This window comes from Xanthomonas cissicola (assembly GCF_008801575.1).
GTDB classification, from domain to species: domain Bacteria; phylum Pseudomonadota; class Gammaproteobacteria; order Xanthomonadales; family Xanthomonadaceae; genus Xanthomonas; species Xanthomonas cissicola.
Map to the genome: position 1 here is coordinate 17,751 of NZ_VZPL01000043.1, position 21,876 is coordinate 39,626.

Consider the following 21,876-nt stretch of genomic DNA (forward strand, 5'->3'; position numbering starts at 1 on the left):
CCCCTTCTCATCTGCAAAGGAAGACCGCATGAAACTCGTACGCATTGGCGCCGAAGGCCACGAACGCCCTGGCCTGATCGATCGCCAAGGCCGCATCCGCGACCTCAGCGGTGTGATCGACGATGTGGCCGGCGAACACATCACCGCCGCCGGCCTGGAAAAACTGCGCGCACTGGATGTAGCCACGCTGCCGTTGATCGAAGGCGAGGTGCGTTACGGCGCTGCGGTGGGCCGCATCGGTAAATTCATCTGCGTTGGCTTGAACTACGCCGACCACGCCGCCGAATCGGGCATGGAAGTGCCCAAGATGCCGATTCTTTTCATGAAAGCCACCACGGCGGTGTGCGGCCCCAACGACACGGTGATCATCCCGCGCGGCTCGGTGAAGAGCGATTGGGAAGTGGAGCTGGGCGTGGTGATCGGCGACGTGGCGCGCGATGTATCGGTGGAGCAAGCGCTGAACCATGTGGCTGGCTACGCCGTGATCAACGACCTGTCCGAGCGCGAATTCCAGCTCGAACATGGCGGCCAGTGGGTCAAGGGCAAGAGCGCGGACACGTTCGGTCCGATCGGCCCGTGGCTGGTCACCCGCGACGAAATCGCCGACCCGCAGAACCTGTCGATGTGGCTGGAGGTCAACGGCCACCGCTACCAGAACGGCAGCACGCGCACGATGGTGTTCGGCGTGGCCGAGCTGGTCAGCCACATCAGCCGCTACATGACGCTGATGCCGGGCGATGTGATCAGCACCGGTACGCCGCCGGGCGTGGGCCTGGGCCAGAAGCCGCCGGTCTACCTCAAGCCGGGCGATGTGATGGAACTGGAGATCGAAGGCCTGGGTCGTCAGCGTCAGCCGGTCGTGGCGCATCCGCGCGATGGGGGTTGAGGCTTTACGTCTGGAAGAATTGAGGTCGTACTGCAGTGTATTGCGTCCACCTCCAAGAATTTTTCTTGCGCGAAAGCCGAAGTACTCACGCAACTCGAATCGCGCGACAACGCAAAGCCCCTCTCCCATCGGGGCGCCAAGGCACAGCTTGCGCGCCATTGGTGCGCGTGCCTTGAAGCGCCCGCGTTGCTGGCGCGGGCCGGGGCGCGGAGCGGGGGTTGGGGTGAGGGTACGTCGCCACGGAGTCGCGCAACTGACCTCATGCCGTCTGTGGTTTGGTCTGACATTTCGACGCGCGTACTGACGCAGCACAAGCACATTGTTTTACCCAGCGTGTCGCCGTATTGAATGTCCAAACGCTGTAGCACGTCCATCGCAACGCACAGTTGGTCGTGCAATCGATGCATTGGGCTGAGTTGCAAACGCATGAGTCACTGCAGCGCCTCAACGCACTCGGCGCTACGCGTTCGTACCCTCACCCCAACCCCTCTCCCGGTGGGAGAGGGGCTCAAGCGCAGCTCCCCGTTTTCGTATTTCTTCATCGCTTCGTATTTCGTCATCGCTTCATTCCAGCCATTTTTCTTTCATCCGTTTTATTTTCCGCCTTCCATCGCCAGGACTTTCATGAGCACCATCGTCGCCCTCGATACCCACGACGTCCGCTTCCCCACCTCGCGCGAGCTGGATGGATCGGATGCGATGAATCCCGATCCCGATTACTCGGCGGCCTACGTCGTGCTGCGCACCGATGCGGCCGATGACCTGGCCGGTTACGGCCTGGTGTTCACCATCGGCCGCGGTAACGACGTACAGACCGCTGCGGTGGCGGCACTGGCCGAGCATGTGGTCGGCCTGCGCGTAGAAGACGTCATCGCCGATCTGGGCGCATTCGCGCGCCGGCTTACCAACGACTCGCAGCTGCGCTGGCTCGGCCCGGAGAAGGGCGTGATGCACATGGCCATCGGCGCGGTGATCAACGCCGCGTGGGATCTGGCTGCACGCGCGGCGAAAAAGCCGCTGTGGCGCTTCATCGCCGAACTCACGCCCGAGCAGTTGGTCGACACCATCGACTTCCGCTACCTCACCGACGCGCTCACCCGCGACGAGGCGCTGGCGATCCTGCGCGCTGCACAGCCGCAGCGCGCGCAGCGCATCGCCACGCTGATTGAGCAAGGCTACCCCGCCTACACCACCTCGCCCGGCTGGCTCGGCTACTCGGATGAGAAGCTGGTGCGGCTGGCCAAGGAAGCGGTGGCCGACGGCTTCCGCACCATCAAGCTCAAGGTCGGCGCCAACGTGCGCGACGACATTCGTCGCTGCCGCCTCGCGCGCGAAGCCATTGGCCCGGACATCGCCATGGCAGTCGATGCCAATCAGCGCTGGGACGTGGGCCCGGCGATCGACTGGATGCGCCAGCTGGCCGAATTCGACATCGCCTGGATCGAAGAACCCACCAGCCCGGACGACGTGCTCGGCCATGCCGCCATCCGTCAGGGCATCGCTCCGGTGCCGGTCTCCACGGGCGAACACACGCAGAACCGGGTGGTGTTCAAGCAGTTGCTGCAGGCCGGTGCGGTGGACCTGATCCAGATCGATGCCGCGCGCGTGGGCGGGGTCAACGAAAATCTCGCCATCCTGCTGCTGGCCGCCAAGTTCAACGTGCGCGTCTTCCCGCATGCCGGCGGTGTGGGTCTGTGCGAGTTGGTACAGCATCTGGCGATGGCCGATTTCGTGGCCATCACCGGCAAGATGGAAGACCGCGCAATCGAATTCGTCGACCACCTGCACCAGCACTTCCTGGACCCGGTACGCATCCGGCACGGCCGCTATCTCGCCCCGGAAGCCGCTGGTTTCTCCGCAGAAATGCATGCCGCCTCGATTGCGGAGTTCAGCTATCCGGGCGGGCGGTTCTGGGTGGAGGATCTGGCGGCCAGCGCGAAAGGCTGAGCCTACGGCCCCTCATCCGCCCTGCGGGCACCTTCTCCCGCGCGCGGGAGAAGGAAGTCGTGGTTCGTCCGGGACGGCGGGGTGATCGGTCTCCGACGTCGCGGAAAGCCAACCGCTGACCGCGGCGCACTGCAAATGCCCGGCGATGGGTCCATCCCCAAGATGCCCGAGCCAAACCGAATCACGCCTTTCTCCCACATGCGCCAGATCACATCCTTCTCCCACCTGCGCCAGATCACGCCCTTCTCCCGCCTGCGGGAGAAGGTGCCCGCAGGGCGGATGAGGGCGCGGCCTAGCGCTGCGCGGCGATCGCCTCGCCCAGCGCAAAGATCCGTCCGGCCTGCCGCCATTTCTCTCCCTGCTTACTGCCAGGCAGCGGCTTCTGAAACCGCCACATCAACTGCTCCCACGCCTGGATGCGCGGGTCGGCTGCATCGCGTGCGGCCTTGGCGGCCGGATCGTAGTCCTCGCGCACCTGCATCAGCATCACCAGCCGGTCGCCGCTGCGAAAGATCTCCAATTCCAGAATGCCGGCCTGCTGCAGCGAGGCCACTACCTCCGGCCATACCTCGGTGGGCTGATGCCAGCGCTCGTATTCGGCGATCAGCGCCGCATCGTCGTGTAGATCCAGCACATAACAAAGGCGCGGCATGCTCAGGCTCCTGAAACGACGGGCGCCGCGCGGCGGGCGCGCAACGCGAACGACAAAATCACCGCAAAGCACGCACCCGGCACCACCATCGCCCAGTGGATGCCGGCCATGTCCGACACCGCGCCCATCACCGCCGTGAGCAAGGCACCGCCGATGATGGACATCACCAGCATGGACGAGCCCAGCTTGCGGGCATCGTCGTGCATGCCGTCCAGGCCTAGCGCAAAAATGGTCGGGAACATCACCGACATGAACACGCTCGCCGCCACCAGCGCATACAACCCGGTCCACCCGGGTAGTGCGATGGCCACCGCGCATAAGAACAGATTGATCACGGCAAAACTTGCCAACAGCTTCGCAGGCGCCAGGTAACGCAACAGCGCGGTGCCGATAAAGCGGCCGGCCATGAACAGCACCAGCGAGATGGTCAGATAGGTCGCAGCGGTTTTTTCCGGCGTGCCAGGCACGGCATCCTGCAGATAGCGGATCAGATAACTCCAGATGCCGACCTGCGCGCCCACGTAAAAGAACTGCGCGACCACCGCAAACACGAACAAGCGATTACGCAGCAGTTCGCTGAAGCGTGCGCGCCTGGGCGCACCGCCGGTGTCTGCATCCGGCGCGCCGCTGGGGAAACGCACCAGCGCGATCAGGATCGCCCACAGCACCACCACCGCACCGATGATCAGGTATGGCATCTGCACGGCCGCCGATTCTGTGGCGAAGAACGCCTCGCGGGCGGCCGGCGCCATCGCGGCCAGTTCGGCCGGGGTGTGCTCCACGCCGGAGAAGATGAAGTGCTGGCCGACCAGCACGCCGGTAATCGAGCCCAGCGGGTTGAACGCCTGCGCAAGGTTCAAGCGCCGCGCCGCGCCATCGGCTGGACCGAGGACGGTCACCAGCGGGTTGGCCGTGGTTTCCAGGAACGCCAGGCCGCTGGCGATCACGAACAGCGCCAGCAGGAACAGCCAGTAGGTGTGCACTTGCGCGGCCGGATAGAACAGGAAGGCGCCGCAGGCGTACAGCAGCAGGCCCAGCACCACCGCGGCCTTGTAGCTGTAGCGGCGCATGAACATCGCCGCCGGCATGGCAAACACGAAATAGCCCATGTAGAACGCGCTTTGCACCAGCCCGGCCTGCAGGTCGGTCAGCTCGAACGCCTTCTTGAACTGCTTGATCAGGATGTCGTTGAGGTTGTTGGCCATGCCCCAGAGAAAGAACAGGCTGACAATCAACAACAGGGGAACCATGGCGGTGCGCGCCAGGTTGCCGCGCGGCGACGCGGCAATGTCACTGTGATGCATGCGACCGTTCCCCTCCCAAGGCTGTGGCGCTTGCGTTGCAATCGAGCGAGCGTACTGCGCAGGCCAGCGCCATGCAAATATAAAATCTTTGTTTATATTTGCACTGACACGCGCCACCTGACCCCGCCCCGCGTTGCCTGTACCCTGGCGCGCCGCACCTTGCCTGGACCTGCAAACGGATGAGCACCGAACCCGCCAAGTACCGCGCGCCGGCCCTGGACAAGGGCCTGGACATCCTGGAGCTGCTCGCCCGCCAGGCGCAGCCGATGAGCATGGGCGCAATCTCGCAGGGCATCGGCCGCTCGCGCGGGGAGATCTTCCGCATGCTGCAGGTGCTGGAGGAGCGCGGCTACCTCACGCGCGATGGCGAAGGCGACTACGTGCTGACCAACCGGCTGTTCATGCTCGGCATGCAGCAGCCGCAGGTGCAAAGCATCAGCGAGGCCGCGTTGCCGGTGATGCGGCGCTTGTCCGATGCGATCTACCAGCCCTGCCACCTGGTGGCGCCATCCGGCGACCAGATCGTGGTGATCGCGCAAATGGACGTGCCCAGCGACCTGGGCCTGGTGGTACGCCCGGGGCATCGTCGCCCGTTGACGCATTCCAGCTCCGGGCTGGTGCTGTTCGCCTTCCAGCAGCCGGAGGTGCAGGCGCGCTGGCTGGACATGCTCGAGGCCAGCGAAGTGCCGTTCGAGCGCGCGCAGTTCCTGGCCGCCGCAGCGCAGGCGCGCCGCGATGGTTATGCCATGCAGCCCAGCGAGGCGGTGGTCGGCGTGGTCGATCTGACTGCCCCGATCCTGCAACGCGGTAGCGCCACCTACACGCTCACGGTGCCCTTCATCGAACGTCGCCCTGCGCTGGTGAGTCCGCAAGCGGCGTTACAGGCCCTGTGCGCGGCAACCGCCGAGATTTCCAGCGCGCTGCACTAGCGACGTGCGCGACCGGCGCACGCGCGCCATCGCCTGCCACGCGCATTTCCACAATATTGGGCAGCTTGAAGAAGCGGGCAGGCAGCACGCACGGCGTCCGCATAGCCACGGCTATAAAGATCAGACCGACCTTCGCGTGCAGTGCAAACGCACCGAACGCGGCAATGCGTTGGTACACTGCGCGCCCCTTGGGGAGTAGCCTGCTTTCGTCATCGAAAGCGCCTGCATCAACATACTCGGCCAGTGCGCCGTGGTGCAGGCAACCAGTTTCGGTTTGGCGAGACCAGCGGCATGCGTGCACGACGACGGTTGGCGCGGGCGCATGCCGTTGTGACCGTGCCCAACCCGAGAGTGTCGATGTCTCCTTTTTCCATTGTGTTGATCGGTTTTGCGATGTCGACCGACGCGTTTGCCGCGGCGATCGGCAAGGGCGCGGCGATGCGCAAACCGCAGTGGCGCGACGCGCTACGCGCCGGCCTGATCTTCGGCTGTATCGAAGCCATCACCCCGGTGATCGGCTGGCTGCTGGGCCGGGCCGCAGCCAGTTATGTGTCTGCCTACGATCACTGGATCGCCTTCGTGCTACTGGGCGCATTGGGCACGCACATGATCGTGGCCGGGCTGCGCAACGGGCCGGAAGATGCCGAAGATGCAGCCTCCGACACGCCGAAACGGCATGGCGTGCTGGGCTTGGCCACCACCGGCTTTGCCACCAGCATCGATGCGATGGCGGTCGGCGTCAGCCTGGCGTTTCTCGATGTGCATATCGGCGTGGTGGCGGTGGTGGTGGGCCTATGCACCTTCAGCATGGTCACTGCTGGAGTGATGCTGGGCCGCGCGCTGGGTAATCTGATCGGCAAGCGCGCCGAAATGTTGGGTGGATTGATTCTGGTGATCGTCGGCAGCGTGATTCTTTACGAGCACCTGAGCGGCGCCGGGTAGGTTGCTGTAGGAGCGCACCCGGGCGCGAGAGGCGTTATCGATGACGCCTCTCGCGCCCGAGTGCGCTCCTACGCTGCAAGGGATTGCGACCCGCACGCGATCGGCATCATGGGATGCTTGCTCGATGCCGCGTGCATCCCCGCATGTCGCGGCGATGGCCCGATGCACCTGTCAGCGTGTTTTTGCATCGTGGTAGGCGCTCAGGAACGCGCGTAACGAGGCCGGCTTCACCGGCTTGGTCAGCAACCGATAACCGCGATCGCGCGCGAGCTGCTTGAGTTCGTCGCGGCCGTCGGCCGTGAGCAGGGCGCCGGCGATCGGCGCCGGTGCGGCGGCTTGCACGGCATCGAGCGTGTCCAGGCCATCCATGCGGTCGTGCAGGTGGTAATCCACCAGCATCAGGTCCGGCTGTTCGCGCGCACGTTCCAGTGCCTGGTCCACGGTGCTGGCGGTGATCACCTCCACCTGCCAGCGGCCGAGCAGCGCGCGCATGCCATCGAGAATTTCGCGGTCGTTATCCACGCACAGCACGCGCAGGCCGGCCAGCGAATCGCCACTGCGCGATGCACGTGCAGCCGTCACCGGCAAGGGCGGTGCCACCGGAACCGGCGCCACACGCGGCAACAGGATCGAGAACATGCTGCCGCGGCCGACCTGGCTGCGCGCGCTCAGGTCGTGGTCGAGCAGGCGCGAGATGCGTTGGCAAATCGACAGACCCAACCCCAGCCCCTGCTCGCCCCAATCGAAGGGCTGCTGATAGCGGCGAAATTCTTCGAAGATCTGCCGCATGTGGTGTTCGGGAATGCCCGGGCCGGTGTCCCACACCTGCAGCTCCACCTGCTGCCCGCGCCCGCGCATGCCCAGCACGATGCGGCCCTGGCGCGTGTAGCGCAGCGCATTGGCCAGGAAGTTCTGCATCACCCGGCGCAGCAGACGGCGGTCGCTGCGCACCCAGATCGCGCGCACATGGACCTGTAGCTGAAGACCACGGCTGGCCGCCACCGGCGCGTATTGCGCGGCCAGCTCGTGCATCAGCGCGCTGGCGTCGAAATCCTCGACCGTGGGACGCAACCCACCGGCATCCAGGCGCGAGACGTCGAGCAGGCCGTCCAGCAGTTCTTCGGCCGCACGCAGCGAAGCATCCACGCGTTCGGCCAGATGCCGTTGCTCTTCGTTGTTCTGATGGCTCTCGCGCAAGGCCGAGGCGAACAGGCGCGCGGCGTTGAGCGGCTGCAACACGTCGTGGCTGATCGCGGCCAGAAAGCGGGTCTTGGATTGTTGCGCCAGCTCGGCCTCGCGCGAACGATCGGCGACGCGTTGCTCCAGATTTTCATTGGCGTCCAGCAACGCGCGTTCGGCGCGCTTGTAGTCGGTGATGTCGTTGTAGCTGGTGACGTAGCCACCGCCCGGCAGCGCCTGGCCGCGCATCTCGATCACCTTGCCGTCGCTGCGGGTGCGTTCGAACACATGCGGCGAGCCGGCGCGCATATGCCGGATACGCCGATCGATCTGGTCTTCGATATCGCCCTCGCCCAGTTCGCCGCGCTCGGCGTTGTAGCGGATCAGATCGGCCACCGGCCGGCCCACATACAACATGCCATCGGGATAGCCGAACAACTGCTGATAACGCCGGTTCCAGGCGGTCAAGCGCATGTCCGGGTCGACCACGCTGACCGCAGCGCTGATGTTTTCCAGCGTGGTGGACAAAATCTCGCGATTGAAGCGCAGCTCCTGGCCGGCTTCGTCCAGCACCGCCACCACTTCGCCCAGTTCCATGCCCGAACCGCGCAACAGGCTGGTCAGCACCAGGCGCGCGGAGGCGGCGCCGATGGAGGCGGCGAGCAGGCGTTCGGTGAACTGCACCCAGGCGCGGTCGGCCACCACGGTGGGCTGCAGCTCGCGTTCCAGCAGCGAGGCCTGGTCGACGAAAGCGCGATGCGCGTGCCGTTCGCCCACCACACGCTCGGCCAGCGCCTGCAGATCGGCCACGCGCACATGCCCTGGCCAGTCGCCGGCCACCGCCGGACGCTGCGCGTACGGGTCCAGAAACGGCGCTGCACGCAGCCGCTCGTCCACCCCGGGACGCCAGCGCGCGGAGACCAGCATCATCGCGCCCACGTTGATCAGCAACGACCAGAACGTGCCATGCGCCAGCGGGTCCCAGCCGCGCATGCCGAACAGCTGCTGCGGCTGCAACCAGGCGATGCCGAACGGCCCGTCCACCAGCCAGTCCGTCTGTAGCCAGCCTGCGCGCGTGGCCGCCGGCAGCAGCAGCGTGTAGATCCAGGTCATGAATCCGAGCGCCATGCCGGTCTCCACGCCCTTGCGGCTGGCACCACGCCAATACAGCCCGCCGATCACACCGGGCGCAAATTGCGCCACTGCGGCAAATGCCATCAGCCCGTACGCAGCCAACGTGGTGTCGTTGGCGACGCTGCGGTGATATCCGTAGGCAATGAGCGCCAGCAGCAGGATGGCAACACGTCGGATCCACAGCACGCGCGAGGCCACCGCCGCGCGCGCATCGGCGCTGCCGCGGCGACGCAGCAGCACCGGCATCACCAGGTCGTTGCTGACCATGGTGGCCAGCGCGATGCTGGCCACGATCACCATGCCGGTGGCCGCCGAAAACCCGCCCACATACGCCACCAGCGCCAGCACCGTATTGCCCTGGCTGAGCGGCAGTGCCAGCACCACCGCATCGTCCACCACCGCACTGCCCTTGCCGAACAACGCGATGCCCGCCGAGGCGATCGGCACCACCATGGCCGAGATGATCACCAGATAGGCGCCGAAGAACCAACGCGCACGGCGGATATCGCCAACGTCGCTGCATTCGACCACCGCCACGTGGAACTGGCGCGGCAGGCAGATCACGGCCAGAAAACTCAGCAGTGTCTGCGAAATGAAGCCCACCGACGGCGTGTGCTCGAACAGCGTGCGCGCCGAATCGGCGATATGCAGTCGGTGCTCGCTCAACCACAGCCACGCGAACAGCCCCACCGCCACGATGGCGACCAGCTTGATCACCGACTCCAGCGCGATCGCCAGCATCATGCCGCGGTGGTGTTCGGTGGCATCCACCTGGCGGGTGCCGAACAAGGTGGCGAACAAGGCCATCAGCAATGCCACATACAACGCCGGGTCGGCGAAGATGCCGCGTCCGGCGCTGCTATGCCCGGTCAACACCTCCAGGCTCATCGCCACCGCTTTGTATTGCAGGGCCAGATAGGGAACGATGCCGATCAACGCGATCACCGCCACCAACGCGGCCAGCCGGCGCGAACGGCCGTAGCGCGAGGAGATGAAATCGGCGATGGACACGGTATTTTCGGCGCGCGCGATCAGCGCCAGGCGCTCAATGATGCGCCAGCCGAACAGCAGCAACAGCAGCGGGCCCAGATAGATCGGCAGGTAGCCGATGCCATTGCGCACCGCCGAGCCGACCGCGCCATAGAAGGTCCACGACGAGCAATACACCGCCAGCGCCAGGCTGTAGACCGCCGGCCGCAGCCACGGCCGCTCCGGATACAGCGGGCGGCGGTCGCCCCACCACGCCACCCCGAACAGCAGGGCTGCGTAACCCAGGGACACCAGCAACAGGATCCAGCTCGAGACCAACATGTCCTCCGACGTGGCGCAGCGCCAGCGGTGGAGTGTACGCAGTCGCGCACATTGGCGGTGCAAGCGCGGCATCCGGGCCGGACGGGGTCTGCCGTGTGGTTTGCATCGGCATGCGCGCTCGCCCTGCCGGGCTGCTCAAGGCCTTGATGGAATGCGCAGACGCCGCCTTGGCGGGCATTGGCATCGCAGACGCGCAAACATGCCCGCGCGGACTGCGTGCATATCTGTGGTTGGTTTGCCGCCACCGGTACGGCGCCCATGGCCTGCTCACACATGCCAGCGCGGTTGAATCGCGCTGCTGCCATCGCCTCGATCGGCGAAAACAGGGCCGCGAGAGGCACTACCTGCGCAGGGACATGGCCGCCTACACCCAGCAGCCGCGCCTGCCGGCAGCTTGATGTTAGCGCTAACACAACGTACTTTCTGATCACCTCGAGTCGGACGATGTGCCCAAAGCGTTTCGTTGCTCGATGTCGTCTTGCATGACAGCAGTGCCTGCCACGCAACGCCATCGCTTGCGCCACCGCGTGATGCGATGACTGCTGCACTGCAGCGACGGCAGTCACCTCACCGCGATGCGCGTCATCACAACGCGATGGAACGCACCCTCTCGTGCAGGCGCGGCGCATACCGGCGGTGCATCGGCCGCGCCCGCCGCTTGGCAGTGCCGTCGATACGCGTGTCGCACCCATCCAGAAACCAGCACCGCATGTGTGGAGAGCCCATGACCGTTCAAGCAAGAAGCCAGATCTCGTCGAGTGCGCCGTCGCGCATGCGCTCCCTGCTGATCATCGTGGCCGGCCTCTTCGCCGCCGACGGTGTCTGGGCCTGTACCACGCCAGTGTCGGTGTGCGAACGCGACAGCGCCGGTGCGTTTGCGCTGATCCGCTCGGAAGCACCTGCCACGGTCGTGGTCGATGCCTCGGCCGATTCCGCGGTGCGATCGGCGGCCAACAATTTCGCAGCCGACCTGCAACGGGTTGCCGGCCGCACCAGTGACGTGAGCACCGATCTGGCAGGCGTCCGCGGAACGGCCGTGATCGTTGGCACGCTCGGCCAGAGTCCGATCATCGATGCGCTCATCGCCGCCGGGAAAATCGACAGGCGCGCCTTGCTGCAGCGCTGGGAGGCGTACACGCAAATTGTCGTCGATCGCCCCACGCCGCAGATCGATCGGGCGCTCGTCATTGTCGGCGCCGATCGCCGTGGCGCGGTCTTCGGTACCTACGATGTCTCGGAAAAGATTGGCGTGTCGCCGTGGTACTGGTTCGCCGACGTCGCAACGGCGCATCGATCCAACCTGTTCATCACCCGCGGCAGCGTGTCCGATGCGCCGAAGGTGCGCTACCGCGGATTGTTCATCAACGACGAAGACCCTGCCTTGAGGGGCTGGGCGACGAAGAAATTCGGTGGCGTCAATGCGAAGATGTACGCGCATGTCTTCGAGCTGGGCCTGCGCATGAAGGCCAACTATCTGTGGCCGGCGATGTGGGGCAAGGCATTCAATGTCGATGATCCCGACAACATGGTGCTGGCCGATCAGATGGGCATCGTCATGGGCACCTCCCATCATGAGCCGATGATGCGCGCGCAGAAGGAGTGGCACCTCAAGAGCATTCCCAACAGCGGCGGCGCCTGGGACTACACCAGCAATGCCGCCAACTTGCGCGCCTTCTGGAAGGGCGGCATTGCGCGGATGATGTCCAAGGGCGGCGGTCAACGCTACGACAGCCTGGTGACCGTGGGCATGCGCGGCGATGGCGACGAACCGATGGCCGAGAGCACGGCCAGCCATTTGCTGGAAAAGGTTGTGGCCGACCAGCGCGCCATCATTGCCGATGTGACGAAGGCGCCAGCCGCGCAAACGCCGCAGGTGTGGGCGCTTTACAAGGAAGTGCAGGACTACTACGACCACGGAATGCAGGTTCCCGACGATGTCACGCTGCTGTTTTCCGACGACAACTGGGGCCAGATCCGCCGTCTTCCGGTCACCGACCTGCAGCGCACCGGTGGGTATGGCGTGTACTACCACTTCGATTATGTGGGGGTGCCGCGCAACTACAAATGGATCAATACCAATCAGATCGAAAAGATCTGGCAGCAGATGGATCTGGCCTATCAACGCGGCGCACGGCAACTGTGGGTGGTCAACGTCGGCGATATCAAGCCGATGGAATATCCACTGAGCTTTTTCCTGAAGATGGCCTGGAATCCGGAAGCGATGACGCCCGGCGCACTTGCGGCGTATCCGCAGCAATGGGCGCAGGAATCGTTCGACGCGGCGCATGCCGCGCGTATCGCAGAGCTGATCACCTGCTACAGCATGCTGGTTGCACGGAGAAAGCCGGAATTGGTCGATCAGGACAGCTTCGCCCTGGGCGAAGGTGCGCCGGCCAAGCTGGATGGCGGCGAGTTCGGCGCGATCGTTGCGCAATGGCAGGCGCTCGAGCAGCGCATGCTCGACGTCAAGGCGAGTTTGCCCGCCGACCAGCAAGACGCCTATTACCAGCTGATCGAATACCCCATCGCGGCCGTCTCCAATCTCTACCAGCTCTATTACGCGGCCGCATGGAACAAGCGCCTGGCCGCACGCAACGATGCACGTGCCAATTACTTCGCCGACATGGTCGAAACCACCTTCGAGCGCGATAAGGCCCTGACACAGCGTTACCACGCGATCAACGGCGGCAAATGGGACGGCATGATGAATCAGGTCCACATGAGCTATGTGATCTGGAACGACCCCACCCAGCAGTCCATGCCCTCGATCAGCCGCGTCGGCGGCGATACGCCGCCCGACCGGATCGCACGCTCCATCGCGTTCGCACCGCCTGCGCCGCAAACGCCAGGGGTCCTCTCGCTCGAAGCGCCCATGTACTCGCGGGTCATCGCCAACAAGGGGCTGCAATGGACGTCGATCCCCGCGCTGGGACGCACCCAGGGCGCCCTGGTCGCGCTGCCGCAGGGGCAGCCTGCCACCACGGCCGAAGACCGTGTCGCAGTGGAGTACGACGTGGTGGTCACCACGCCGGGCCCTGCAACGCTCGGCCTGTATCTTGCGCCCACACTGGAGACGTCCAACCGCGGGCCGCTCCGCCTCGGCGTCTCCATCGACGACGGTCCGGTGACCACCGTCAATTGGGAGCTGCACCCGACCGGCGGGGCGCAGAACACGCCCGCCGAAAAAGCCTGGGCAACCGCGGTACGGGACAATGCAGTGTTCGTATCGGCGCAGATGGGCGCGGTGGCGAAGGGTCGGCACACGATCAAGGTCTTCAGGATCGACGACAACATCGTCCTGGAGAAGCTCGTGCTGAGCACCGTGCCGGTGCCTGCGTCCTATCTGGGGCCAGCGCCGACACGCTGACGCACGCCAGCAGGAGGGCGTCGCGAGCGCGCTCCCGCTGCTTCAGCCACCCATTGCCGCCGCCAGTGCTGACACGGCGAGCGACCCGCCATCAACCGGGCAGCCTTACCTCGACCCGATACACCTGCCCGCGCGCGATGTTGCCGATGCGCTGCTCCGGACAGAGCTCGCCATCCACCAGCACCTCCATCGCGGTGCGGCCCGGCTCGCGCGTCAGCGTGAGGTCGAAGTCCGCACCACGGAACTGGCGCCTCGCACGCGCCTGCGGCCAATGCGAGGGCAGCTGCGGGCGGATCGCCAGCGCATCGCCCTCGCCCACCAACCCGAACAAGCCTTCCAGCACGCAGCGATACACCCACGCCACCGTGCCGGTGTTGAACAGCTGGCTCGAACGCCCGGCCGTACGCGGATACTGATGCCACGCGCCACGGTAGTAGTTGGGCAGCGACACCGGCAGGTGGCCGCGTTGCAGCACATCCTCGCGTGTCGGCCCTGGCAGCAGGGCGCGCAGGATCTCCCAGGCGCGGTCGGCCTCGCCAATCTGGTAAAGGCTGTACAGATAGAATGCCGCCGCGTGGTTGTACACCGCACCGTTTTCCGCCGCACCCGGCCACTTCTGGGTCAGCCGGCCCACGTCGTCGCGCATGTGCGTGTACGCCGGCGCCAGCATCACCGGGCCGTACGGTGTGTGCAGCTGCTCGCGCACCGCCTCCAGCAGCGCCGCACGTTGCTGCGCATCGGCAGTGCCGGCCAGCAGCGCGAAGCTCTGCGGATTGAGATAGATGCGCCCCTCCACATCGTCGGCGATGCCGAAGCGCACCCCGTCGTCGGTGATGCCGCGCGCGTACCAGTTGCCGTCCCACAGCTCACGATTGGCGTCGGCGTTGATGACGGCAACCGCCTCCCCGAATGTCTGCGCCTGCACGCTGCGCCCTTGCGCGGTGCAGATCTCCGACCACAGGCGCACTGCATACGCGGTGGCCACGGTGAGCCAGCCGGACACGCCCTTGCCGCGCCAGCCGACCATGTTCATCGGGTCGCACCAGTCGCCCTGCGCGATGAAGCTCAACCCACGTGCATCGCGCGCATCCAGCAGCCATTGCATGGCCGCATCCAGGCGCTCGGCCACGCTCAGGCGCTGCCCGTCATGGGTTTCCACGCGCGCGCCCAGGATGCTGGTATCGCCGGTTTCGGAAAGATAGGCGCTCAGGAAGATCGGCAACCACACGCAATGATCGGTATGCGGCACCTGGTTGATGTATTTGAGCTCGGCGCCTTCCACCAACAAGATGCCGTCCGGCATTGCGCCGCTGGGCTCCTGCTGCGACAGGGCATGCAACAGCGCCGCGCGTGCGGTGGCAGGCTGCAGGTAGGCCATGCCCATATGGTCCTGCAGATAGTTGCGCGTCTGCGGATCGGTGGTCAGGCGATTGACGTCGCCGTGATAGAACACCTGGCGCGGCAACCAGTGGTTGACCAGATTGTCCAGCGCCGCATCCGGTGTTGCGATCTGCACGCAGCCACGGCCGGCCTGCAGATAGTCCGCATATGCACGCGCCGCCTGGGCGAAACCAGCTTCGGACAGATAGCGCGCACGCAGCGCGGCGATTTCGGCATCGTCCTTGGCCGGCCCGAATGCGAAGCGATACACGCTGGCCGCATCGGCGTCCAGGGTCAGCCGGTATTGCAACGCGGCCGCCGGCGTTTCGTAGTGCGCATCGTGGTTGCCCAGCTGTTCGGCCTGTACGGCCGAAGGCGCGTGCAACCCGCCCTCGCCTTCGAATGCCATCTGCTGCGCGTCCCAGGCCACCGGCGTCTGCTCGTGCAGCAGGAAGGTGCAGTCCTTGAAATCGCGCTGGCGGAAGTAATCGTCCACCTTTTGATACGGCGCCACGCTACGGCAGACGATCCCGCCCAAGGCCGGCTCGTAACCGCCGGACTGATGCATCCACGACATGTAGCCGACCGGGAAATAGACATACAGGCTCAGCCTGCGTGCGCGCCCGGACAGGTTGTGCACACGACATTCCCACAGCTCCACCGCATCGTCGGTGGGGAGAGACACGCACAATTCCACCACGATGTCGTCGTGGCGCACCCGCCAGCGCACATCGTGCTTGCCTGCAGAGAACTCGAACGCCTGCGGCTGCGCGCGCACCGGTTCATGCGGCACCGAGTACAACGCGCCGGTGTCTTCGTCCTTGAGATAGAAAAAACGCCCGGGATGATGCGCGTAGTACGGCTGCTCGGGCATCATGAAATTGCGCGCTTCCAGCATCGGCGCATGCGCGTATTTCGAGGGCTCCGGCTGCATGAACTGGCCGGTGGCATAACCGCGGCAGGTCAGCTGCACCATCATGCGGCGGTTCCACAGGAAGCCGCCGGCATTGGGCATTGCGGTGGGGCTGTAGAGCGTATAGCGCGCACCATCGGCGCTGGGCGCCATCAAGCTGGACAGCGCATCGGACGTGGCGTGGGGCGTTGCAGACACGGTCAGGGGTGCTCCGGTTCGTCGCGCTTGCGCGCGGCCAGTTCGAGCTGGATGCGGTTCAACAGCCCGTCGTCCAGCGGATAAAAGCGCATGGTCCAGGCCGCCAGCAGCGCAACCGCGCCTGGAATCACTGTCAGCAGCAGCACGATGCCGGTCAACGACCCGGTGGACTGCGCGGTATTGGCGACATAGCCCATTGCAGCCAGCACCCAGGCAATGCCGGCGGAGGCCAACGCCCCGCCGAGCTTTTGCGAAAACGTCGCCGCGGCGAACGTCATCGCCGTGGCACGGCGGCCGGTGCGCCATTCGGTGTAGTCGGCGCTATCGGCATACATCGAAAACGCCAACGGCGATTTCGGCCCAAGCGCCAGGCCGATCAGCATGTTCAAGACAAACACCGCCCACACCGCATCGGCCGGTACGAAAAACATCGCGCAGCTCAGCAGGCCGACGAGCACCATCAGCCAGAACATCAGCTGGCGCTTGTCCCAGCGCCGCGTCAGCAGCGGCGTGATGGCCGCACCCACGCCCAGGGCCACCGAATAGCTGCCCAGAAACAGGCCAACCAGATCCGGGCGTTGTACGTAGTACTTGAGGTAGTACACGCCCGCACCACCGCGCATGGTGATCGTGATCATGATGATCAACGACAGCACGAACAGTACGCACCACGGTTTGTTCTGCAGCAGATCGGCGATGTCGCGACGAATCGGTGTGCGTTGTTGCGGCGGCGGCTGCACGCGTTCGCGCGTGGTCAGCGCCACGCTGACGAACAACGCCAGCGCCACCGCGCCGTACAGCATCATCGTGCGTTGCCATCCCAGCGCGTCGTTGCCTGCGCCGAACCAGCGCACTAGGTCCATCGTGAAGTAATTGACCAATGTGGTCCCTGCAAACGCACCGATGAATCGCAGGCTGATCAGGCCGGTGCGCTGCTGGCTGTCGGCGGTAATCACGCCGGATAATGCCGAGTACGGAATGCTCACCACCGTGTAGGCCAGCATCATCACCAGGAAGGTGATCGTGGCCCACCACATGCGCCCATGTTGATCCAGATCCGGCGTGGTGTAGGCAAGCACGCCAGCAGCGGCCATCGGCAGCGCGCCCCACAGCAGGTACGGGCGGAACTTGCCAAGCCGGCTACGCGTGCGGTCGGCCAATGCGCCCATCGCCGGGTCGGCGATCGCATCGGCGATCTTGGTCAAGAGGATCATGGTGCCGACCGCAGCAGCCGGCAGGTGCATGGTGTCGGTGTAGAAGATCAGCAAGAACGCCGAGATGTTGGCCCAGTACAGATTCAGCCCCAGATCGCCGGCGCCATAGCCCAGCTTTTCGCGCCAGCGCAGGCGCGCCGATGCAGGAGACGTTGCGGGCGATGACGGCATCGACACACCTTCAAATGCGTTGTACCCGGCCGAGCACGCCGTTACGCTGAGTGCCCGCGCACCTGGCGAGGAGCGCCGACGCTACACCACGCATCGGCTGCCGCCAACGTGAAATCCATTCGAATGCCGAATCGATCCAGAGATATAACCTGACGTGATGGACACCGCCACACATGCCACGCCCGCGTCCGCTTCGCCGCTTGCCATCGTGGTGATGGGCGTGTCGGGCAGCGGCAAGACCACCATTGCACAAGCGCTGGCAGCGCATTACCGCTTCCGTTTTCTGGACGCAGACGACTACCACAGCGTGGCAGCACGCGCGCAGATGGCGGCCGGCCAACCGCTCACCGACGCGATGCGTCTGCCATGGGTAGAACTGCTGTCGGCCACGCTGCGCGATTGCGTGCAGGCCGGCGAATCGGTGGTGCTGGCCTTCTCCGGTCTGCGTAGCGCGCATCGCCAATTGCTGCGCAACAGCGGCGTGCCGATGCGCTTCGTGTTCCTGCACGCAGCCCCGCACGTGATCGCAGCCCGCCTGAGCAACCGCGCAGGCCACTTCATGCCAGCCACACTGCTCGACAGCCAGCTGCAGACATTGGAGCTGCCGCTGGACGAAGCGGACGTGGTGTCGGTGGACGTGGATGCCAGCGTGCGTGCGGTTGTGCAGGATGCGATCGCACAGCTGGCAGCGATCGATCCTGCCGCAGTGCAACATACTTCACGTGCATCGGAGCGGGCGTAAGCGGACGCACACGACGTGCGTGATGCCTACGGTGAGTGCCGCCTAGGCCGTTGTGCGTTGTGCGTTGTGCGTCACGAGGCTACCGCTTCCGTGCCGATGGACAACCCGTAGCGAAAGCGCGACGCGCAGCATTACCGCAGTGCACAGAGGGCAAGACACAACGGCGCAGCGCCAAACCTGTCGCGCTAGCTTGCGCATCCAGCGCGCATCCACGCGGCCGCATGCCGCAGAAAAGTACCGCATCAGCAACGCGCCATTCCCTTCTCCCGCCGGGAGAAGGTGCCCGGAAGGGGCGGATGAGGGTACGGCCACCCGCATCGCTCATCTCGCCACCTCCGCACGCCGTACGACAGGCAACTCGCAGCGCAATCAGACGCAGTGCTGAGCCAATAAGCCCCATTCGCTACATACCGCAGAACGCTGCAATCGACCGCCGACATCGCGCACCGGGTTCGTCGTGCCCTTCCCCATCGCGTCCATCCGTTGCAAAGGCCAACACCCAAGGCTGCGCAACATTTCCTGGTTACTTCTTGCAAACCGCCATCATCGGCGCATCTTCGGCCAAGACCGCATCAATCATTTTTTCTATCGCAACACAGGAAATAGTGATGAATCATCACGATTGGTGCGAATAGCGAACCGATTGAACGCAAATTTTTCAAGCTGGTCGCACCAGATGCGAACGGACCCGACCATTGTCTGAATGCAGCGCTGCGCAAGTGTTGCGCGGTCATGTCAATCGTCCATCTTTCGGTCAGCCGATCCGGGGGGATCCAGCGCTTCCTTCCATCTAGGACATGCCGTGATGACCAACCCCAAACGCCGTTTGCGACTCCGCAGTTTGACGCTCGTTCCTTGCCTGCTCATCAGCGCCGTGGCTTTGGCGCAGTCTGGCGCCACCACCGCGCAGCAGCCGGTATCGTCCCTGGATACCGAGGCATTCGCACGCTCCGGCCAGGTCTGGCGCAGCTTCGGTCAAGACCTTCCCTTCGCCAGCCCCACCAACTGGACCACCGCCGGTGGCGGCTACTTGAACTCGCGTTTCGCCCCGGGCGAGTGGAAGATCAATCGCACCACCGCCAAGACGCTCAAGCCGGCGTGGACGCTGACCACCACCGGCGACATCTCGGCCACGCCCAGCGTCGAAGGCGGCACCCTGTATGTGCCCGACTGGGGCGGCACGCTGTATAGCGTGGACACGCAAACCGGCAAGCCGAACTGGCAAGCCAAACTGTCCGATTACACCGGCAACGCCAACTCGGTGACGCGCAACACGCCGGCCATCAGCGCCAAGAGCATCATCGTTGGCGACCAGGTCGCCGGTACCTTGCTGGCGCTGGACAAGAAGACCGGCAAGCTGCTGTGGAAGACCACGGTGGAAGCCAACCCGCAGGCGCGCATCACCTCCTCGCCGGTCATCTACGGCAACCGCATCTACGTCGGCGTCTCCTCCGGCGACTGGGGCAACCTGGCGGCCAACCACACCTTCAGCTTCCGCGGCAGCGTGGTGGCGGTAGATCTGAACACCGGCAAAAAGGTATGGCAGTTCTATAACGTGCCCGAGGGCTACACCGGCGCGTCGGTGTGGGGCCAGGTGGCCATCGATCCGATCAACCGTCGCCTGTATTTCGGCACCGGCAACAACTACAACATTCCGCAGGGCGTGGGTAACTGCATTTCAAACGCGCGCTCTTATCGCGGCAGCGAACTCACCGTGCAGGATGAGCTCGACTGCATGGCGCCGGACAACTACGTCGATTCGGTGATTTCGTTGAATCTGGATACCGGCAAATTGGTCTGGGCCAACCGTGCACAGGGGTACGATGCGTGGAACCTGTCCTGCGTCGTGGCGCCGACCAACGGTCTGTGCCCCAACACGCAGGCAACCAACCTGACCGGCCCGGATTACGACTTTGGCGGTGCTGGCGTGCAACTGTTTGCCGTGCCGCGCAACGGCAGGTTGCAGCAGTTGGTCGGCGCTGGTCAGAAGAGCGGCATCTACTGGGCCTTCGACGCCAAGACCGGCGCCAAGGTCTGGTCGACCCAGGTCGGCCCCGGCGGCACCACCGGTGGCGTGGAATGGGGTACCGCGTTCGACCCGTACAAGTCGCAGATCTACGTGGCCATCAACAACAACTCCAACGCGACTTATACGCTGGGGCCGGCGAACGTGCAGACCCATAACGGCGGTTCGTGGGCCGCGGTGGACGCGGCAACCGGCAAGATCAAGTGGCAGGTCAAGGTGCCCGGCATCAACCCGGTGAATCCGACCGTGCCGGCGGGCGGCCAGGGTTCGCTGACGGTGTCGCCAAACCTGCTGTATGCCGGCTCGATGGCCGGCAATATGGTCGCACTGGACGCCGACACCGGCGCCACCGTGTGGAACTACAACGCCAGCGGCTCGGTGATCAGTTCGCCGGCCATCGCAAACGGCGCGCTGTATTGGGGCGCCGGCTACGGCCGCTTCAACTTCGGCACCGCGGCCACAGGCAACCAGCTGACCAAGTTCGTGCCCGATAACGCGGCAGCCAAGTAAAGCGGCGTCTGCAGGACGGCAGTGACGCGTCCTGTCTGCACACGACACTGCCGCCTTCGGGCGGCAGTGTCTTTCAGTGATTGTTGTTGGGCTGGTGTGGCTGCAAGCGCTGCAAGGAGTAAGCCGCAATGCGGTGCGTGATCGTCTGCAGCGATGACGCTATGTCCACGCGCCAAGCACAGCGCGGCAAGCAGAAAGTCGCCAGTGGTTGCCAGGCGGGTACGGACGTCGTGCAGCAACCGCCTAGCGGCTGCGCACACTCTGTTGTAGCTGCTCCAAGCTTGCAGCTATAACCGCGTGACCTGGCACAGGCGAATCTGCCCTGCTTCCAGGCCGTGCGCCTCGGCCGCACGCCGGCGCAGCGCACGCACCAGGGCGGCTGCGTCCAGCTCGCCCTCGGCCGACACGTCCACGCTATGCGCCAGTTGCCCCCACAGCACCGGCCGACCATCGCAGTAGCCCTCGTAATCGGCGAAGTAATGCAGCTGGCGCCGCTCAGGTCCCGATGTGGACATCGCCTTGGATCTCCGTGCAGCCCAGATGTTCCAGCGCGATCTCCAGCCCCAACAGATAGCTCTGCGCGCAGTAGCCACGCACCGTGGCGATGCACTGCCCCAGACCGTGCGGCAGGCAGCGCTCCGGACGGTCCACGCTGTCGTCGTGCGTTTCGACGTAGGGTTAAGGCAGGTCTCTGAGCACGCGATGCAACCGCGCACTGTCCACGCAACTGCCCGGATCGATCAGCGCGATCTCCATCCGCGCCTGGCCGGCCACACGCAGCGCATCCAGCAGTTCCTGTTCCGAGCCACAGGCACGCAAGGCCACCGTCCTGCCCGCGTCCCCGGCACACGCCACCAATTGGCGAATGACGGCGCGCGGCAACGGCTGCGGCCCACGCATGATCATGATCGACATGGCGACCTCCTCAGGCAGCAACGCGCAATCGTAAGCTCCCCCGATCCGCAGACACCGCATAAGTAGATCTTTCTGGCATCGTTCCCAAGTCAGGAGGTTCCATGCGCACATCGAAGTTCACCGAGACACAGATCATCGCCACGCTGAAGCAGGCCG

General features: G+C 65.0%; 13 protein-coding genes, 1 pseudogene and 1 riboswitch. Of the genes and pseudogenes, 7 read left to right on the plus strand and 7 right to left on the minus strand.

Going from position 1 to position 21,876, the window contains the following annotated elements:
* Positions 1 to 28: 28 nt before the first annotated feature.
* Entirely contained in the window at positions 29 to 886 is an 858-nt protein-coding gene (locus F7R02_RS16690) for a fumarylacetoacetate hydrolase family protein (protein WP_003487651.1), read from the plus strand.
* 624 nt (positions 887 to 1,510) lie between these two features.
* A complete protein-coding gene (locus F7R02_RS16695; RefSeq protein WP_003487649.1) occupies positions 1,511 to 2,833 on the plus strand; it encodes an L-fuconate dehydratase in 1,323 nt (440 codons plus the stop codon).
* 292 nt (positions 2,834 to 3,125) lie between these two features.
* Here the strand turns inward: F7R02_RS16695 and F7R02_RS16700 are convergent, their stop codons facing one another.
* The gene (locus F7R02_RS16700) at positions 3,126 to 3,485 is read right to left on the minus strand and encodes an L-fucose mutarotase (protein ID WP_167521049.1); all 360 of its coding nucleotides are present in this window, start codon (positions 3,483 to 3,485) and stop codon (positions 3,126 to 3,128) included.
* Positions 3,486 to 3,487: 2 nt separating this feature from the next.
* The gene (fucP, locus tag F7R02_RS16705; RefSeq protein WP_078567582.1) at positions 3,488 to 4,789 is read right to left on the minus strand and encodes an L-fucose:H+ symporter permease; all 1,302 of its coding nucleotides are present in this window, start codon (positions 4,787 to 4,789) and stop codon (positions 3,488 to 3,490) included.
* A gap of 179 nt (positions 4,790 to 4,968) precedes the next feature.
* Between fucP and F7R02_RS16710 the strand changes: the two genes are divergently transcribed.
* Positions 4,969 to 5,718, plus strand: a complete 750-nt coding sequence (locus F7R02_RS16710) for an IclR family transcriptional regulator (protein WP_003487644.1) — start codon at positions 4,969 to 4,971, stop codon at positions 5,716 to 5,718.
* Positions 5,719 to 5,902: 184 nt separating this feature from the next.
* Positions 5,903 to 6,063: riboswitch (yybP-ykoY riboswitch) on the plus strand.
* Between the two features lie 12 nt (positions 6,064 to 6,075).
* On the plus strand, positions 6,076 to 6,660 hold the full coding sequence (locus F7R02_RS16720) for a manganese efflux pump MntP (RefSeq protein ID WP_005930599.1): 585 nt from the start codon (positions 6,076 to 6,078) through the stop codon (positions 6,658 to 6,660).
* A 171-nt stretch (positions 6,661 to 6,831) separates the two neighbouring features.
* Here F7R02_RS16720 and F7R02_RS16725 read toward each other — a convergent pair whose 3' ends face one another.
* Complete coding sequence (locus tag F7R02_RS16725; RefSeq protein WP_029829668.1) at positions 6,832 to 10,284, minus strand: hybrid sensor histidine kinase/response regulator; 3,453 nt, start codon at positions 10,282 to 10,284, stop codon at positions 6,832 to 6,834.
* Positions 10,285 to 11,008: 724 nt separating this feature from the next.
* On the opposite strand from F7R02_RS16725, the gene F7R02_RS16735 reads away from it, so the two are divergent.
* Positions 11,009 to 13,651: a glycosyl hydrolase 115 family protein gene (locus F7R02_RS16735; protein ID WP_078590996.1), complete on the plus strand. Its 2,643-nt coding sequence runs from the start codon at positions 11,009 to 11,011 to the stop codon at positions 13,649 to 13,651.
* Between the two features lie 91 nt (positions 13,652 to 13,742).
* Here the strand turns inward: F7R02_RS16735 and F7R02_RS16740 are convergent, their stop codons facing one another.
* Together F7R02_RS16740 and F7R02_RS16745 are read right to left on the minus strand one after the other, a co-directional pair.
* On the minus strand, positions 13,743 to 16,142 hold the full coding sequence (locus F7R02_RS16740) for a GH36-type glycosyl hydrolase domain-containing protein (RefSeq protein WP_078590995.1): 2,400 nt from the start codon (positions 16,140 to 16,142) through the stop codon (positions 13,743 to 13,745).
* A gap of 2 nt (positions 16,143 to 16,144) precedes the next feature.
* Positions 16,145 to 17,527, minus strand: a complete 1,383-nt coding sequence (locus F7R02_RS16745; protein ID WP_078516797.1) for an MFS transporter — start codon at positions 17,525 to 17,527, stop codon at positions 16,145 to 16,147.
* A 157-nt stretch (positions 17,528 to 17,684) separates the two neighbouring features.
* Between F7R02_RS16745 and F7R02_RS16750 the strand changes: the two genes are divergently transcribed.
* Positions 17,685 to 18,269 carry a gluconokinase gene (locus F7R02_RS16750; protein ID WP_139371078.1) on the plus strand — a complete coding sequence of 195 codons (585 nt, stop codon included), beginning with the start codon at positions 17,685 to 17,687 and terminating at the stop codon, positions 18,267 to 18,269.
* Between the two features lie 805 nt (positions 18,270 to 19,074).
* The gene (locus tag F7R02_RS16760) at positions 19,075 to 20,805 is read left to right on the plus strand and encodes an outer membrane protein assembly factor BamB family protein (protein WP_139370317.1); all 1,731 of its coding nucleotides are present in this window, start codon (positions 19,075 to 19,077) and stop codon (positions 20,803 to 20,805) included.
* Between the two features lie 287 nt (positions 20,806 to 21,092).
* Here F7R02_RS16760 and F7R02_RS16765 read toward each other — a convergent pair whose 3' ends face one another.
* Positions 21,093 to 21,320 (minus strand): hypothetical protein, encoded by a 228-nt coding sequence (locus F7R02_RS16765; protein ID WP_003490140.1) that lies wholly within the window; start codon positions 21,318 to 21,320, stop codon positions 21,093 to 21,095.
* Positions 21,301 to 21,720 (minus strand): annotated as a pseudogene (locus F7R02_RS16770) (3-dehydroquinate dehydratase). The gene F7R02_RS16765 and the pseudogene F7R02_RS16770 overlap by 20 nt, the downstream one beginning before the upstream one ends.
* Positions 21,721 to 21,876: the final 156 nt, after the last annotated feature.